Raw genomic sequence first — 14,770 nt, 5'->3', positions numbered from 1 at the left:
ATGAAGTTTTGGCAGAAAATTTATTTGATCTCGGTCCTCGTCTTTTTTGTTATTTTTAATGCAGCATCTATTATGGTTATTGAAAGAAGTCACAATAAAGTAGTACGCCAAGAAATGAACACTGCTCTCAGTCAGAATATGAGCATCCACTCTAGCGTTGATGCGATTGTTCCTATTTTGCGTATTTATGATTCTATCGATTATGAAAAAACGGTGTTAACCAATATCGCGAATGAATTTGTTAGCAAAAATAAAGATCAGCTCGTTTATTTGGATATTCAGAGCGACAGTAAACAGACCATATTTACGAATATTGATTTTGAATTTCCTGTGCATCGTGAGGAATTGGAAGGGCTAGAGGAGAATGAAATTAATTATATTGTGCGGGACATTGGCGAGCGCACACTCGTATTTACAACGAACATTGTAGACATTAATCATAAAAAATATGTGTTTTCTTATATAAAAGACATATCTGCATTGTACAAGGATCGTATCGATCAATATCGTTTTTTTGTGAATGTAGATGCGGTTGTACTGATAATCTACCTAATTATTATGTATTTTGTAAGCAAAGGTCTTACAAGGCCAATAGATCGTTTGAATGAAACAGCTCAGCGTATTACGAGAGGCAATTTTTCAGAACGTGTCAGAATAAAGTCAAAGGATGAAATCGGTGTTCTAGCTAATAATTTTAACGAGATGGCTTCGGTTGTAGAGGATAAAATTAATGAACTTGAACGGATTAATGAAGGGAAACAGCGGTTTATTAACAATTTCACTCATGAATTGAAAACACCATTAACATCTATTATCGGTTACGCTAATTTTTTGCGGACGACTAAATATAACGAAGAGTTGTTTGTTGACGCTTTGGATGTTATTTATTCTGAAGGTAAACGATTAGAGTCTCTTTCCTTGAAATTGATGGATATGATTTTGCTGCAAGGCGATCATTTTCAACTGATTGAATATGATCTGAGTGCAATCATAGCAGAGCTTACGCCTTCACTTCGAATGAAAACGAAGGAAAAAGGAGTCTCTATTGTAACGGACTGTGAAGCAGGGAAGTTGTTGTTAGAGAAAGACTTGATGATAACTTTGATTTTTAATCTAGTGGATAATGCACTTAAAGCTTCTAGTGAGCGGCAGCCTATTACGATTCGTACGTACTGGAACAATAATCGATATGTTCTTGAAGTAGTCGATGAGGGTATTGGCATTGCAAAAGAACATCAGAGCAAAATTTTTGAACCATTTTATATGGCAGACAAAGCGAGAACAAAAAGCAATAATGGGGCAGGACTAGGACTTTCGATTTGTCAAAGTGTAGCGGCCATTCATCATGCCGTTATGGAAGTGAAAAGTGAAGAGAAGCTAGGCACAACCATTAAAGTTATATTTGACCCATTTGCCCAGAAAGGTGGGACGAGCTCATGAAAAGGCTTAATCGAGCTATCTTTCTTGCAACGATTATCGTACTGCTGTCAGGGTGCAGCGGATATTTTGACACGATCGAAAAAAATAAAGTGATGGTTAAAAAGATAAGTGAAGAACAAACAAAGGATGAAGCGAGTTATGGAGACCTTCTTTCACTAGAAACGGTGAATACATTAAGTATTAATGCAGTGAATAAATATTTTGACAAAAAACTTAAAGAAGACGATGTTCAGATAGATATAAGGGTCGTAGATCAAGAGGATTTACGCCATTTATTTGCAAACTTAGAGGATGCTGCTCCGCGACCAGAAGGAAATAAATCCATTCATTTAGACACTGAGGCGAAGCTAAAGGAAGTGCCGAGTGGTCTGTTTTATGTGGATTTAGGTGGTATTACCGATTCAACCATTCAATATGATCTTGTACTGAATGCTAGAGATGGTAATGTATTGCAGGTAAAGGAGAAAACCAACCCCCGAGTAGAGGTCGTGCAAGAAAAGCAACAAATCAACCCCATAATACAGAAAAAAAATAGAGGATCTATTAGGCTGGATAAAGTGATTGACAGTGCAACCCGATTTATTAAGGAAAAGGCTGGGTTAACCTCGGTTAATTCAGCATTAGGCGAAGAATCGATGCGATGGGAAGGAGATGTTGTTGAATTATTTTTTAAGGATAATCATAACGAGTCGCTTATATATAGTGTTTTTGTAGATATGAATACGAATACGGTTGTTGGATTTAATAGGGATTTAATGGCTATGCTTAGTTTCTTATCGTGAATGATGGTATCCCAATCGAAGTTTGAAGTCAGTTGCAGCCGCAGCTGGCTTTTTTTGTGTTGTACGTGTACAAGCAACATATTGACTAACGGAAATAGTTTAAAAACTTTACAAGTTCAATACAAGTTCATCGTACTTACCATATATGTTGACACTACACTAATGAGAGACCGAAGAGACAGCAGGGATTACGTTACAAAATGACCATTGGCAAGGAGACAACATGAATGAAGAGGGTAAGCAAAATGCGAGTGAATCGCAGCTATCTGTTATTTTTGATAAGTTTTATTGTTCTAACGGGCGTTATTTGGACGTACTTGGGTCTCACAGAATCTTTCAGTGAGGCGAATCAGCAATCACCTTCAACACTTGTACCTCGCACTGATAAAAATTCATCACAAGCTGAGGAGGAACGTTTCAAGATTGTAATTGATGCAGGACATGGTGGTCATGATCCAGGTGCAGAAGGAGCCAGCGGCAATTGGGAACAAGATTATACGTTGTCGTTATCAAAAAAGGTATCTGAGTTGCTTCAGCAGGATGATAGGTTCGAGGTGCATATGACACGTACAGAAAACTCTTCAGTGAGTCTAGTTGATCGTGCCAACATGGCAAATGAACTTGGGATCGACGCCTTTCTCTCCATCCATGGGAACACGTACAGTGATGCAGGCGTGTCTGGAACGGAAACCTATTATTATGCGGATGAAAGCTTTGCATTTGCTGATGTGATACATGAACGTTTGGTGGAAGCCACTGGGTTCAAAGATCGTGGTGTCAGAAAAGGTGAGTGGAAAGTAATAATGGATGCCAGTTGTCCAGCGATTTTGCTGGAGATAGGCTACCTTACAAACGACAGCAACGAATCGGACATGCTGAGCGACGAACATCAGAATAAGACAGCACGGGCGATTGTAGATGGAATCCAGTCTTATTTTATAAAAAAATAAGTTAAGCAACGTTAATAAAGAAGGGAACGATAATGATGAAAAAAACATTTTTTATGATGATGATACTTATATTGCTGTTTTCTATTACTGCTTGCAGCAATTCTGGTAGTAATGGAGAGACAAATAAATCAACAGATGGTGGAGTTAGTCCAACATCAACGGCAGGGGAAAAAACACCAGCAAAAAAAGATGATAATTCGCCCAAAACAATCGTGTTTTCAACTTTTTTTCAAGATGAGTTTTTTGAGCAAGCCAAAAAGAAATATGAAGCTAAACATCCAAATATTACGATTGAGTACACTTACATAGACTCTGATGATGCAACAGGGGAAGCGAAACAGGAGGAGTTTATTAAGAAAACGAATACAGCAATGTTATCTGGGAATGGGCCAGATTTGATCCAAATGGACGTATTGCCAATAGGGAAATATGTGAACAAAAACTTGTTGGCAGACATGGGCAAAATGATGGATAACGATCCTACATTTAAAAGGGATCACTATTTTACTAACGTGTTGGACGGCTCGAAAGTGAACGGCAGTTTGTACGGTTTACCTTTAAACTTCTTTATGTATGGTTTTATTGGAAATGAAACAGTCATCGAAAAAAGCGGAGTGGCTTTTGAGGATCACAATTGGAGCTGGAATCAATTTTTTGAAGCCGCAGAAGGTCTCAAGGCTTATGGCGACCCAAACTATACGTATTCGTTAGCTGCTTATCCAGAAGAGTTATTGAATGAAATCGTAATGGATCAGTACATTCAATTTGTGGATGAGCCTAATGGAAAAGCGAAGTTTGATTCGGATTCTTTTATCCAATTACTGAAGCAAGTGAAGGGCTTGTACGATAAGGGGATCGCTACCAGTGAGAACGTGCGCTCAATCTTCAGGGAAGAGCAAATTAATTCACCTTCGGATTATTTACTTGCTTTAAAGCTAAGTGAGAACCTTTCAAAAGGATACGAAAGCTATGAATTCAAATCAAAGTTATATTCGAGTCCAAAGGCCGAAGGGCAAGGAGCGGGCGGATACTTCAGAGGCTATAAAACGATGGGGATTAACGAAAAGTCTTCAGTGAAAGAAGAAGCTTGGGATTTTGTTAAATTCATGTTGTCCGAGGAGATGCAGGGATCAGCAAAGAGCACTGGATTTCCTTTAAATAAAGAGGTATATAAACAGCAAGTGGCGCAACTGCTGAAGGTGGGAAAAGTTGAGGATCATCCGGATGGAAATCTAGGCGGTATGGTCTTTACGATAACAGCACAGGATATCGAAGGTCTGGATATATTTTTAGAACAAGCAAAGTATCCTGTTGCGTTTAATCGTGACCAGGTGCAAGAGATAATCGCCCAAGAGTCCAAAGCTTATTTTAGCGGACAGAAATCTGCAGAAGCGATAGCGAAACTTATGCAAAATAGAATATCCCTTTATTTGAATGAATAAGAAATGGTTTGTAATAAACCTTGAACGGGAGTTCAAGGTTTGTTTTTTTACTAGAAAACGGAAAGGTGGGTGGACGAAAGTGGCTGCTCGCATATGGAGGAAGGGAGTAAAGCTAATGAGAAGAGATAGTGCTATTGCTTTTCTTTTCTTGGCTCCAAGCTTGGTTGGTTTTTCACTATTTTATGTCATACCTTTTGGGATGGGATTCTATTATTCCTTGCAAGACAACGTTGTGGATGGGTCTTTTGTTGGTATAGATAATTATAAGGAATTAATGGAGAGTAGCTCATTCCGAAAAGCAATAAACAATACGCTGTTGTTTACTGGTGTAAGCGTACCGCTCATTATTGCGTTGTCCTTGTTGTTTGCTCTTATTTTGAATCAAAAGATTTTTATGCGAAAAGGATTGCAGACCGCATTTGTTATGCCGCTAGTTGTGCCCATCGCATCTATCGTTATGATCTGGCAAATTTTATTCGACTGGAATGGAACGTTAAATAAGTGGTTGCAGGACATGTCGATTGATCGGATAGACTGGATGAAATCAGATTGGTCAATGGGTGTGCTTGTATTTGTTTATATGTGGAAAAACATTGGCTACAACATCATTTTATTTCTGGCCGGACTGCAAAGTATTCCGAGGGATTATTATGAAACCGCAGATATTGAAGGTGCTGGGAGGTTTCACAAACTGCTTCATATTACGCTGGTCTATTTAACGCCAACGATGTTTTTTGTTACTCTCATGTCGATTCTTAATTCCTTTAAAGTATTTCGGGAAACGTACCTAATTGCAGGTGATTATCCGCATGACCGCATCTATATGCTCCAACATTATATGAACAATATGTTCATATCACTCGATATACAAAAGCTTACAGCTGCTGCAACATTAATGGTCGCAGGCATTCTCTTGCTCGTGTCTGCCATGTTATATATCGAGCGCCGTTTCCGGCAATTTATTGATTAGCTTCTAGGGGGTGTGCAAATTGAGGATAGTCGGAAAAATTTCATTAACTGTTCTGATGGGGATAATAGCCCTGCTGATGTTATTTCCTATTCTATTTACGGTCTCAAACTCTTTCATGTCAGAAGGTGAGATAGCATATAACTACCAGTTGATTGGTGAGATGGTAGATGTTGAAGCAGGGGAGCCCGATGGTTTTATTAATCTAAAGCTTATTCCCGATTGGCTGTCATTTAAGCAATATTCAGAGGTGTTGATTCAAACACCTGTGTTTCTTCATATGTATTGGAACTCGATATTTATAGTTGTACCAATTATCGCCGGGCAAGTGTTGGTCGCCTCCCTTGCCGCATACGCCTTTGCCAAACTTCGGTTCAAGGGAAGAGAAGGTTTGTTTCTCGTTTATTTAATGACGATGTTAATGCCATTTCAAGTCACCTTAGTTCCTAATTATATCATTGTAGAGAAACTCGGGCTCATGAATACATCCTCTGCACTTATTTTGCCGGGGATATTCAGTGCATTTGGGGTATTTATGTTACGACAATTTATGCTTCATATTCCTACTTCGTATATCGAGGCGGCTAAGATTGATGGTGCTGGTCATTTCCGTATTTTTTATAGCATTATCGTTCCACTGATTGGGCCGGGTATAGCTGCACTAGTTGTTTTGTTGTTTGTTGACAATTGGAATATGGTTGAGCAACCGCTCATTTTTTTGCAGGATACTTTCAAGCAGCCGTTATCACTCTATTTGTCTCGAATTAACGAAGGAGCTCGGGGTGTTGCATTTGCTGCATCTGTCTTGTATATGGCCCCGATGGTGCTGTTGTATTTGTATGCAGAATCTTATTTTGTTGAAGGTATACAGTTATCAGGTATTAAAGGGTAGGAAAGGAGATGGAATTGTTGCAAAACGAAGAAAGAAAGAGGAACGGTAAAAGAATGCTTGTTATTCTGTTTGGATGTTTTATGGGACTGCTGCTGCTGTTTACGCTATTTAGCAACACGCTGCTGTCTCTAACATTACCAACAGTAGCAATAGTAGAATCACGTAAGGGAGAGTTGGTCCATAAGTACCAAGGCAATGGTGTACTGAAATATAGAGAAGAGCTTCCTTTGACGAACCCTATGGGATGGAAAGTAACGAAGGTGGCAGTCAAGGAGGGTGACCTCGTGAAGAAAGGAGATACTTTAATCGTCTATGATAGTAAGTCTGCTGAACAACAAATAGAGGAAGAGCAAGCGGGTCTGCAGAAGCTGAAGCTGGAAATGGAAGAGTTACAGGACCTTTTTATTGAGGCGATAAAAAACGGGGATGAAAATAATAGTCGAAGCGCCAAGCGAGATTTACAAAAAGGTGAGATCGATATGAATATGATGAAGAGGAACATCGAACGGTTGCAGGATGATCTGGCTAACAATCACAAATTGATTGCTCCGTTCAACGGAGTTGTGACAAAAGTAAATGCGGTGGAGGGTCTAAGCATAGCAAGCGGCGGGATTGATGTGATGCTTGCAAACGGCAGCAAGGGGCTGGAATTTGAATTCACAGCACCTGCTAAAGTGACCGCTAATCTTAGGGCTGGAGAGGGGCTAAACGTGTCTGTACCGAGTGTCGCGGGTAAACAAGTTGAGGGTGTCATTGTAGAAATGGACAATAGTGATGCAAGGGGTGAGGAAGCGGCTGCCTCTAGCGTTTCGATGAAACGTCTTCTAGTTACAGTCAATGATGCTGAGGTGAGTAGTGGTGACAACGTGGTCATTGATTTGACAAACAAGGTGGCCGAGAAAAAGATGCTGCTGCCTAATAAAGCGATTCATGAAGACGGCAGCGGATCATATATTTATAGAGTGGAAGAGAAGCAAGGTCCACTAGGCAATACTTTTTATGCCCGTAAAGTATTTATTTCTGTAATTGACTCCAATGATCATCAATCAGCTGTAACGGATCAGCTCTTTGAATCGGATAAGATCATTATCGAGAGCAGCCAACCATTGCAGGATGGAAGCAAGGTACGAATACATTTTTGATGACCAGGTAGACAACTTGGTATTGAATGCAAGAAGAGTCGGGATTAAACAGGGGGGTTGGGAGAGAAGGGTTTGGATCAAGTCCTAGTATGATTCTTTTTACGGAGAACTCAAGCGATTTGTCAAAATCGAAATATAGATCCTCCCATCGCCTCCACCAATACCAGGAATTTTGATTATTTTGATTCTTCTGAAATTAACAGAGCATTATATTCCATTTTATGGTATGTTGAATGGTGGATGTCTTAAAATAGGGGCTGTGTAAGGATGATAAGGAATACGACAGAGAAAGAACGGACGATATTTGATCATGCTGGAAATACGATCAAGACAGATGATCGAGAGATTCGAATTCTTGCCAAGTATGAGGTACCTCTGGTTGTCGTATTAGGGAATGTGCTTAGTAATGAGGAATGCGATGAGCTAATTAACCATTCTAGGGAACAATTGCAACGTTCAAAAATAGGCGGAGATCATGCAGTCAATCAAATTAGAACAAGCAGCGGGGTGTTCTGTGAGCAGAATGAGACGATTACAAGAATCGAGAAGCGATTCTCTCAAATTATGAATATTCCTATCGAGCATGGCGATGGCTTGCAGGTTCTGTTGTATACCCCTGGCCAAGAGTATCAACCTCATTATGATTTCTTCGCAGAAAGTAGCCGAGCAAGTGCCAACAATCGAATTAGTACACTCGTAATGTATTTGAATGACGTGGAGGAAGGCGGAGAGACGGCGTTCCCCATGCTTAATATTTCTGTTATTCCTAACAAGGGCATGGCGGTCTACTTTGAATATTTTTATAATAGTCATGAATTAAACGACTTCACCTTGCATGCAGGTACACCTGTGATCAAAGGGGAAAAGTGGGTTGCAACGATGTGGATGAGAAGACAAGCCCTTCGCTCCTCCTAGATGTATGATTATGTATTGACTTGTCTCCAACATGTAACCCCCGACCGCAAAAGGTCGGGGGTTTTCGTTCTTTGGAATTTTAAAATCTATGATACATGCCAATTGGCTAAATATATATAAATTTGTCATATGACAATATTGATGACAGCAGTAACTATTCTCTAAAATGATGCAATTATATAATAGATTGATTACATACAAAGATGGAGGTAGTGGGTTTACTGTTTACCAACTCGTATTCTTCCAAGGCTAGTACGTATACACTTTTCAAGTATATGTGTAGACGGACAGATAGTTTTAAGTTAAGTTCATCACTAAGTGTGAAGGTAATAATATCCCATATTGATATTTAGTATGAAATGACTTGCCGATATTGGAAGTATATGCTGTAAAAAATAGTATATTGATGTTTTTAGTGAAATGGGGAGAAATAATGAAAGAAAGAATTCTAATTCTATTAATGACTATTGTTATTGTATTTACGATAATCACACCCGGGTTGGTACCAAGAGCTGGAGCGGCAGGGGGCACAGTTACAAAGTCCTATACAGCCACTGCCGATACGATGGATCTAAGAGGTCATCAGGATTATAGCGGTATTTATGATAATGTCGATGATGGTTTGCTTTATGTCGGCATGAGCAATAATGACGGCTTCGTCAATGTTCGGAACAGAACGGGCGTAACCTTCAATCTAGGGGTGCCAGAGGAGACTATTGTGTCAGCAGAGCTGGTCTTGACGGTTGCTACTGTCATAAGAAACCCGGGGCATACATTGTATATGGAGGCAAGGGGCTCTGCTGTGAATGATTTAGACCATAATTTCGGTGGTACTTTTCCCTCTGTAGATACGAATAGCCCTTATGCAGATAAATTCACTGCGAAGAGCACTGCGGAAGTGCCGATGGGCACTTATCTTGAGAATCAACCGATTACACTCAACGTTAAGAGTGCTGTCGATACCTTTACGGGTGCTTCTGATCGCATAATAACCTTTATACTCAATGGAAATGAAGCTGATGCGGATAGCGGCAGGTTTCTCATTTATTCTCTGGAAAATGCGAATGCCGCATTTCGTCCGAAGCTGATCGTTACATATGAGACTGGACCTGTAAATAATCCTCCTACGGGTTCCTTTACGATAATGGAAGGAGCAGCGGCAAACACCAGTACGGTTAATCTGTCCATAACAGGATCAGATCCTGATGCAGGTGATAGCGTTACCCATATGAGATTTGCGAATAGCGCTACTAATTTATCGGCGGCATCTTGGCTGCCTTTTAGCACTACCGCAACATTCAGTCTAACTGGAGGAGATGGATCGAAGACCATCTATATGCAGTTGAGGGATTCCAATAATGGGGTTTCAGCCAATTCCTCTCAGTCCATTTTATTAGATCAGACAGCGCCAATAGGTACACTGATCATAAATGATGGTGCCACATGGGCTAGAAATAATACAGTGACATTGAAAGGGACCTATATAGATGGAAGCGGCTCAGGAGTTGAGCAGGCGCGTCTCTCTAATATTAGCGGCAGTTGGCAGACTAGTTGGTTCATCATCGCTGACTTGAACGGGAAGTCTTGGGTCCTCCCGGCGGGTGAGGGAACTAAAACCGTATATGTGCAATATAAAGATAAAGTTGGTAATACGAGTAACAGCACCATTAGCAGTACGATCACAGTAGATACGATAGCTCCTACTATTTCCAATGTAGAGAACGGAAAAGAATATAACAGCAAGGTGAGCCCGACATTTAACGAGGGTAGCGGGATGCTTAACGGCAATCCCTACATCAGTGGTACAGAGATCGCGCAGGATGGTACGTATACGTTGATCGTAACAGATCCGGCAGGCAATAGTGCTACGGTAAGCTTTAAAATTGACACGACGGCGCCTACTGTTACAGGAGTAACCAACGGTGGGTTATACAAAGCGAACGTAACCGTCGCCTTTAACGAAGGAACGGCGACATTGAACGGGAGAGCTTTTACCAGTGGTATGCAGGTTGCACTGGATGGTGTGTATACAATAGTCGTAACGGATGCAGCAGGCAATGTAACGGCAGTAAATTTTACGATCGACAAGACAGCACCTACAGTAACAGGAGTAACGAACGGCGGGAGTTATAAAAAGCCTGTGACCGTCAGTTTTAACGAAGGAACAGCGACATTGAATGGTGCTGCTTTTGCTAAAGGTACAGAGATTGATCAGGATGGTGTGTACACGCTGGTTGTAACGGATGCAGCAGGCAATGTGACGACCGTTAGCTTCACGATCGACACAGTAGCACCTACAATTACAGGAGTAAGCGAGGGCGGGGTTTATAAGTCGATAACCCCCGGTTTCAACGAAGGAACAGCGAAGTTGAATGGAACTGCTTATTTAAACGGTACAGAGATTGATCAGGATGGTGCGTATACGCTTGTTGTAACGGATACTGCAGGCAATGCAACAACCATTCAATTCCAAATCGATGCAACCGCGCCAACGGGTACGGTAAACATTCAAGCGGGTGCAGAATGGACGAATGTGACGGACACTACACTCACTCTGACTAGCAACGACGGAAATAATGGCAGCGGTATAGTGGAGATGCGCTTTTCTAGCAACGGAAGTGACTGGGAAAGCTGGGAGCCATCAGCGTTAACAAAGGACTGGAGCCTTGTAACGGGTGATGGCGAGAAAACGGTATATGTACAATTTAAAGACAAGGTTGGCAATGTGAGTGGAATAATCAATGACGTTATTAAACTAGATCAGACGATTCCTACAGGAACAATCGTCATAAACAGTGGTGCAACCACGACAAGCGACAAGTTAGTGACATTAACGTTGACTTCTTCAGATGGCGCAGGTAGCGGCGTTACAGAAATGCGTTTTTCCGAAGATAATCTAACGTGGTTGAATTGGGATAACGTATTGTCTACGAAAAATTGGAGTTTTACGGGTGGCTTGGGATTAAAGAATCTTTACGTCCAATTCCGAGATGCTGCGGGTAATGATAGTGCGGCAAACATGGCTTCAATTACCTACCAAGAAAGCTCTGGTTCTAGTGGCGACGCTTCTGGAAGTACGGGAAGCACTTCTAGTCCTGATGTTGTCATTAGTATGGGGAATAAGTCAGAGAATGCAGCTAAAGTTGATATTAGAATGGTAGAAGGAAAAAAGGTAACAACGGTTTTCTTGGAAGAAGCTCAACTTAAAGGGATGCTGAATGAATCGGGTAACAAACCGGTTATTACCATTACGGTTCGTAACAATTCCGATACCGTCAATTGGGAGATGGACGCTGCACTCCTGCAAAGCTTAGAGAACAGCAATGCAATCATTCAAGTGTATACAGAAAACGCTGTATATACTCTTCCTTTAGTTCAAGTTAGTGTTAATCAATGGCGTAATCAATTAGGAGCCGATATCCCTTTGAAGGATATGAAGATCAAGGTAGAAATGATTAATCTTACTATTTCGGCATTTGAGAATTCGGCTGATGGACAGATTTCACTTGTCGTCCCGCCGGTAAGCTTTTCTATAAAAGGGCTGCATGGGAACAAGGAAATAGAATTAAATCAATTCGATAGTTTTGTAGAAAGGCGCTTTGTAATACCCGCAGGGATAGATCCTAAACGTATTACGACGGGAGTAAAGCTTATGTCAGATGGTACGATTATTCATATCCCGACGAAGGTAGTACATGAAGGAGGGCAAGATTACGCTATCCTTAATAGTATGACCAATAGCATTTATGGACTTATTTTTAATAAAAAGACCTTTAATGATGTATCCAAACATTGGGCTCAAGAAAGTATCAATGACTTAGCATCAAGACTCATCATTAATGGAGCAGACGAGCAGTTGTTTTTACCGGATAGCGAAATTACGCGCGCAGAGTTTATGGCTATTATTATCAGAGCATTAGGCTTAAGCTCAGCTAACAAGACGTTTCATTTCAAGGATATAGAGGAGAAAGCATGGTATCATCAAGCAGCTCAGATCGGATATTCTTATGGGCTGGTCGATGGATATAGCGATGGTTCCTTCAAACCTAATGAGAAGATTACTAGACAGGAAGCGATGGTTATTCTATCTAGGGCAATGAAGCTTGTGGAGCTGAATAAGGAGATAGACGATACGAAGCAGCAAGAACTAATCAACAATTTCGCAGATAGCGAACAATTGGCCTCTTGGGCTTGTCAAGCTGCAGCGTTAACCATTGAAATCGGCGTTATCGGCGGTTACAAAGGCGAACTACGTCCTCTGCAAAATATTACGAGAGCAGAAACCGCAGCAATCATTCAGCGATTTCTTCAAAAAGCGGAATTCATTTAATAAATAGGTATTATAAAACGAGGGTGCTCCCGAAATCAGATTGTAGGCAGCCCCCTCGTAAATCATAGGCCTCACCAAATAATCTCATCAACACACTACAGAGAATTGTGGTTTTGCACAGCCACGGTTCGCCTCCACCATGAAAACCCCGACCGGGAGAGGTCGGGGTTTTCTGTATTTTGCTCTATAAATATTGTTCAGTCCCAGAGATGCAGTGATAACTGTGATTTTTATAGGATTGACGGATTATCTCGCCTTCATTCTACAGACGAAGGGTGTACAAAGTCATCTTCAAGTATAGTTGTGAAAGTATGTATATCATCATGAATAATCCCTTGTTTTACAAATCTTTAACATCATCACACTAACAATTCATTGATAGTTGGGTTATATAGTTATATACTAATTTCAGATGAATAAGGTTCGGACAAGTGAAGCTTGGGTGGAGATGATGAGAAAACCCTAAATTCGCAGTCAATAGGATAGATATTCTAATTTGGGCTGTGAATTTAGGCTTTTTGTCGTCTCCTTTTATCATCTTAGAAAAAACTTGGAGGTAGAATTATGTTGAAAAAAAGTTTCAGTAAAGGATTATTTTTACTCATTACAATTATGCTAATTATGTCAGGGTGCGGATCAGCAAACAACAACACAACAGACAGCGCTGCTAGTGGTAATGCTAAGCAGGATGCTAAGGAAACAGTAAAGCCAGATGAAGAAGTTGCTTTAACGTTTGCGGCATTTGGTAGTGATGAGGAGTTGGCGATCTATCAAAAGGCGATTGACTCATTTGAAAGTTTAAATCCAAGTATCAATGTTGAGCTAAAGTCTTTCCCTCGTGCAGAGTATAACCAAAAAATGCTGACTGAGCTAGCAGGTAATAATGCAGCTGATGTGTTCTATATAAAACCTGAGACGTTGGCTAAAATGCGAGATAGTAATTCTCTAATGGACTTGTCAGCTTATTTAGCTAGTACAGAAAGCTATGTAAAGGAAACAGAATTTCCAGAAGGCTTCTGGGGTGGTGCTAAGGTTAATGAAAAAATTTACGGCGTAGCCGTGGATGTTAATCCAATGGTGCTTTACTATAATACTGCTATTTTTAAGGAGCTAGGCTTAAAGTCTCCACAGGAATACTACGATGAAGGTAACTGGAGCTGGGATACGTTTAAAGAGCTAAATAAGAAAGTAGTGGAATCAGGCAAGAAGGGTTATACACTTGATACATACTGGGCAACGGTTCATAGCTGGATCTTCTCTAACGGTGGTCGTGTGTTTGATGATAACGGTGATTATGTGCTGGATACGAATAATGAAGCTCAGGAAGCACTTACTTTCCTTGAGAGCTTAATTAAGGACAAAGCCGCAATCTTTACAGGTACATTGACTGAGGGTATATCTACTGAATCATTGATGATGTCTAATCAGCTTGCATTTAATGCCATTGGACGTTGGGTAACACCAACCTTTATCAAAAATAACTTTACTACTTTCGACTATATTCCATTCCCTACGAAAACAGGTGAAGAGCTTAAAGAAGTTGCAACAACGATTGCATTTCTAGGGGTTAATGCTAAAACTAAGCATGCTAATGAAGCGATGAAATTTCTATCGTACTATGTTTCTACTGAAAGTCAAAAAATTCGTCTAGCAGGTGGCAATGCCGTGCCTTCAGTAAATGGAGCAGAGTCTCTAATAGAAGAAGCTAAGGTGCCTGCTCATGCAAGCTATCTACTTGATATGCGTACAATTTCATTTGCACCGAGTGGACCGCAAATGAACGAATACAATTATTCTGGTCTAGATGCAGAAATGAAAGCAGCATACGAACTGCTATTTACAGGGAAGAAAAATGTATCTGAAACAATAGAAGTTATTACTGGAAAAGTAAATGAAATGATGAAATAGAT

10 protein-coding genes are annotated in these 14,770 nt (G+C 40.5%); all 10 read left to right on the top strand.

The features are described from left to right. The 10 genes from AC0YN7_RS16720 to AC0YN7_RS16675 all read left to right on the top strand — a co-directional run bounded on the left by AC0YN7_RS16720 (nt 1) and on the right by AC0YN7_RS16675 (nt 14,768). Complete coding sequence (locus tag AC0YN7_RS16720; protein ID WP_475811153.1) at nt 1-1,440, top strand: sensor histidine kinase; 1,440 nt, start codon at nt 1-3, stop codon at nt 1,438-1,440. Continuing rightward, nucleotides 1,437-2,222, top strand: coding sequence for a hypothetical protein (locus AC0YN7_RS16715; RefSeq protein ID WP_475811152.1), 786 nt, complete (start codon nt 1,437-1,439; stop codon nt 2,220-2,222). Before AC0YN7_RS16720 ends, AC0YN7_RS16715 begins: the two co-directional genes overlap by 4 nt. A 227-nt stretch (nt 2,223-2,449) precedes the next feature. Beyond that, nucleotides 2,450-3,172, top strand: a complete 723-nt coding sequence (locus AC0YN7_RS16710) for an N-acetylmuramoyl-L-alanine amidase family protein (protein WP_475811151.1) — start codon at nt 2,450-2,452, stop codon at nt 3,170-3,172. Between the two features lie 32 nt (nt 3,173-3,204). After that, entirely contained in the window at nt 3,205-4,614 is a 1,410-nt protein-coding gene (locus AC0YN7_RS16705; protein ID WP_475811150.1) for an ABC transporter substrate-binding protein, read from the top strand. 115 nt (nt 4,615-4,729) lie between these two features. After that, nucleotides 4,730-5,584, top strand: a complete 855-nt coding sequence (locus tag AC0YN7_RS16700) for a carbohydrate ABC transporter permease (RefSeq protein ID WP_475811149.1) — start codon at nt 4,730-4,732, stop codon at nt 5,582-5,584. A gap of 55 nt (nt 5,585-5,639) precedes the next feature. Then, nucleotides 5,640-6,473, top strand: a complete 834-nt coding sequence (locus AC0YN7_RS16695) for a carbohydrate ABC transporter permease (protein WP_475811216.1) — start codon at nt 5,640-5,642, stop codon at nt 6,471-6,473. Nucleotides 6,474-6,481: 8 nt separating this feature from the next. Further along, nucleotides 6,482-7,615 carry an efflux RND transporter periplasmic adaptor subunit gene (locus AC0YN7_RS16690; protein WP_475811148.1) on the top strand — a complete coding sequence of 378 codons (1,134 nt, stop codon included), beginning with the start codon at nt 6,482-6,484 and terminating at the stop codon, nt 7,613-7,615. Between the two features lie 267 nt (nt 7,616-7,882). Further along, nucleotides 7,883-8,530 (top strand): 2OG-Fe(II) oxygenase, encoded by a 648-nt coding sequence (locus AC0YN7_RS16685; protein ID WP_475811147.1) that lies wholly within the window; start codon nt 7,883-7,885, stop codon nt 8,528-8,530. A 433-nt stretch (nt 8,531-8,963) separates the two neighbouring features. Then, entirely contained in the window at nt 8,964-12,860 is a 3,897-nt protein-coding gene (locus tag AC0YN7_RS16680; RefSeq protein WP_475811146.1) for an S-layer homology domain-containing protein, read from the top strand. A 564-nt stretch (nt 12,861-13,424) separates the two neighbouring features. Further along, nucleotides 13,425-14,768: an ABC transporter substrate-binding protein gene (locus tag AC0YN7_RS16675; RefSeq protein ID WP_475811145.1), complete on the top strand. Its 1,344-nt coding sequence runs from the start codon at nt 13,425-13,427 to the stop codon at nt 14,766-14,768. Nucleotides 14,769-14,770: the final 2 nt, after the last annotated feature.

Source organism: Paenibacillus sp. J31R122 (assembly GCF_056269185.1).
This window is presented reverse-complemented; position numbering and strand designations above follow the sequence as displayed.

Excerpts from the sequence above, each read along its gene's own strand:
- AC0YN7_RS16720 (WP_475811153.1), top strand. The coding sequence starts at position 1 with ATGAAGTTTTGGCAGAAAATTTATTTGATCTCGGTCCTCGTCTTTTTT.
- AC0YN7_RS16715 (WP_475811152.1), top strand. The coding sequence starts at position 1,437 with ATGAAAAGGCTTAATCGAGCTATCTTTCTTGCAACGATTATCGTACTG.
- AC0YN7_RS16710 (WP_475811151.1), top strand. The coding sequence starts at position 2,450 with ATGAAGAGGGTAAGCAAAATGCGAGTGAATCGCAGCTATCTGTTATTT.
- AC0YN7_RS16705 (WP_475811150.1), top strand. The coding sequence starts at position 3,205 with ATGATGAAAAAAACATTTTTTATGATGATGATACTTATATTGCTGTTT.
- AC0YN7_RS16700 (WP_475811149.1), top strand. The coding sequence starts at position 4,730 with ATGAGAAGAGATAGTGCTATTGCTTTTCTTTTCTTGGCTCCAAGCTTG.
- AC0YN7_RS16695 (WP_475811216.1), top strand. The coding sequence starts at position 5,640 with ATGGGGATAATAGCCCTGCTGATGTTATTTCCTATTCTATTTACGGTC.
- AC0YN7_RS16690 (WP_475811148.1), top strand. The coding sequence starts at position 6,482 with ATGGAATTGTTGCAAAACGAAGAAAGAAAGAGGAACGGTAAAAGAATG.
- AC0YN7_RS16685 (WP_475811147.1), top strand. The coding sequence starts at position 7,883 with ATGATAAGGAATACGACAGAGAAAGAACGGACGATATTTGATCATGCT.
- AC0YN7_RS16680 (WP_475811146.1), top strand. The coding sequence starts at position 8,964 with ATGAAAGAAAGAATTCTAATTCTATTAATGACTATTGTTATTGTATTT.
- AC0YN7_RS16675 (WP_475811145.1), top strand. The coding sequence starts at position 13,425 with ATGTTGAAAAAAAGTTTCAGTAAAGGATTATTTTTACTCATTACAATT.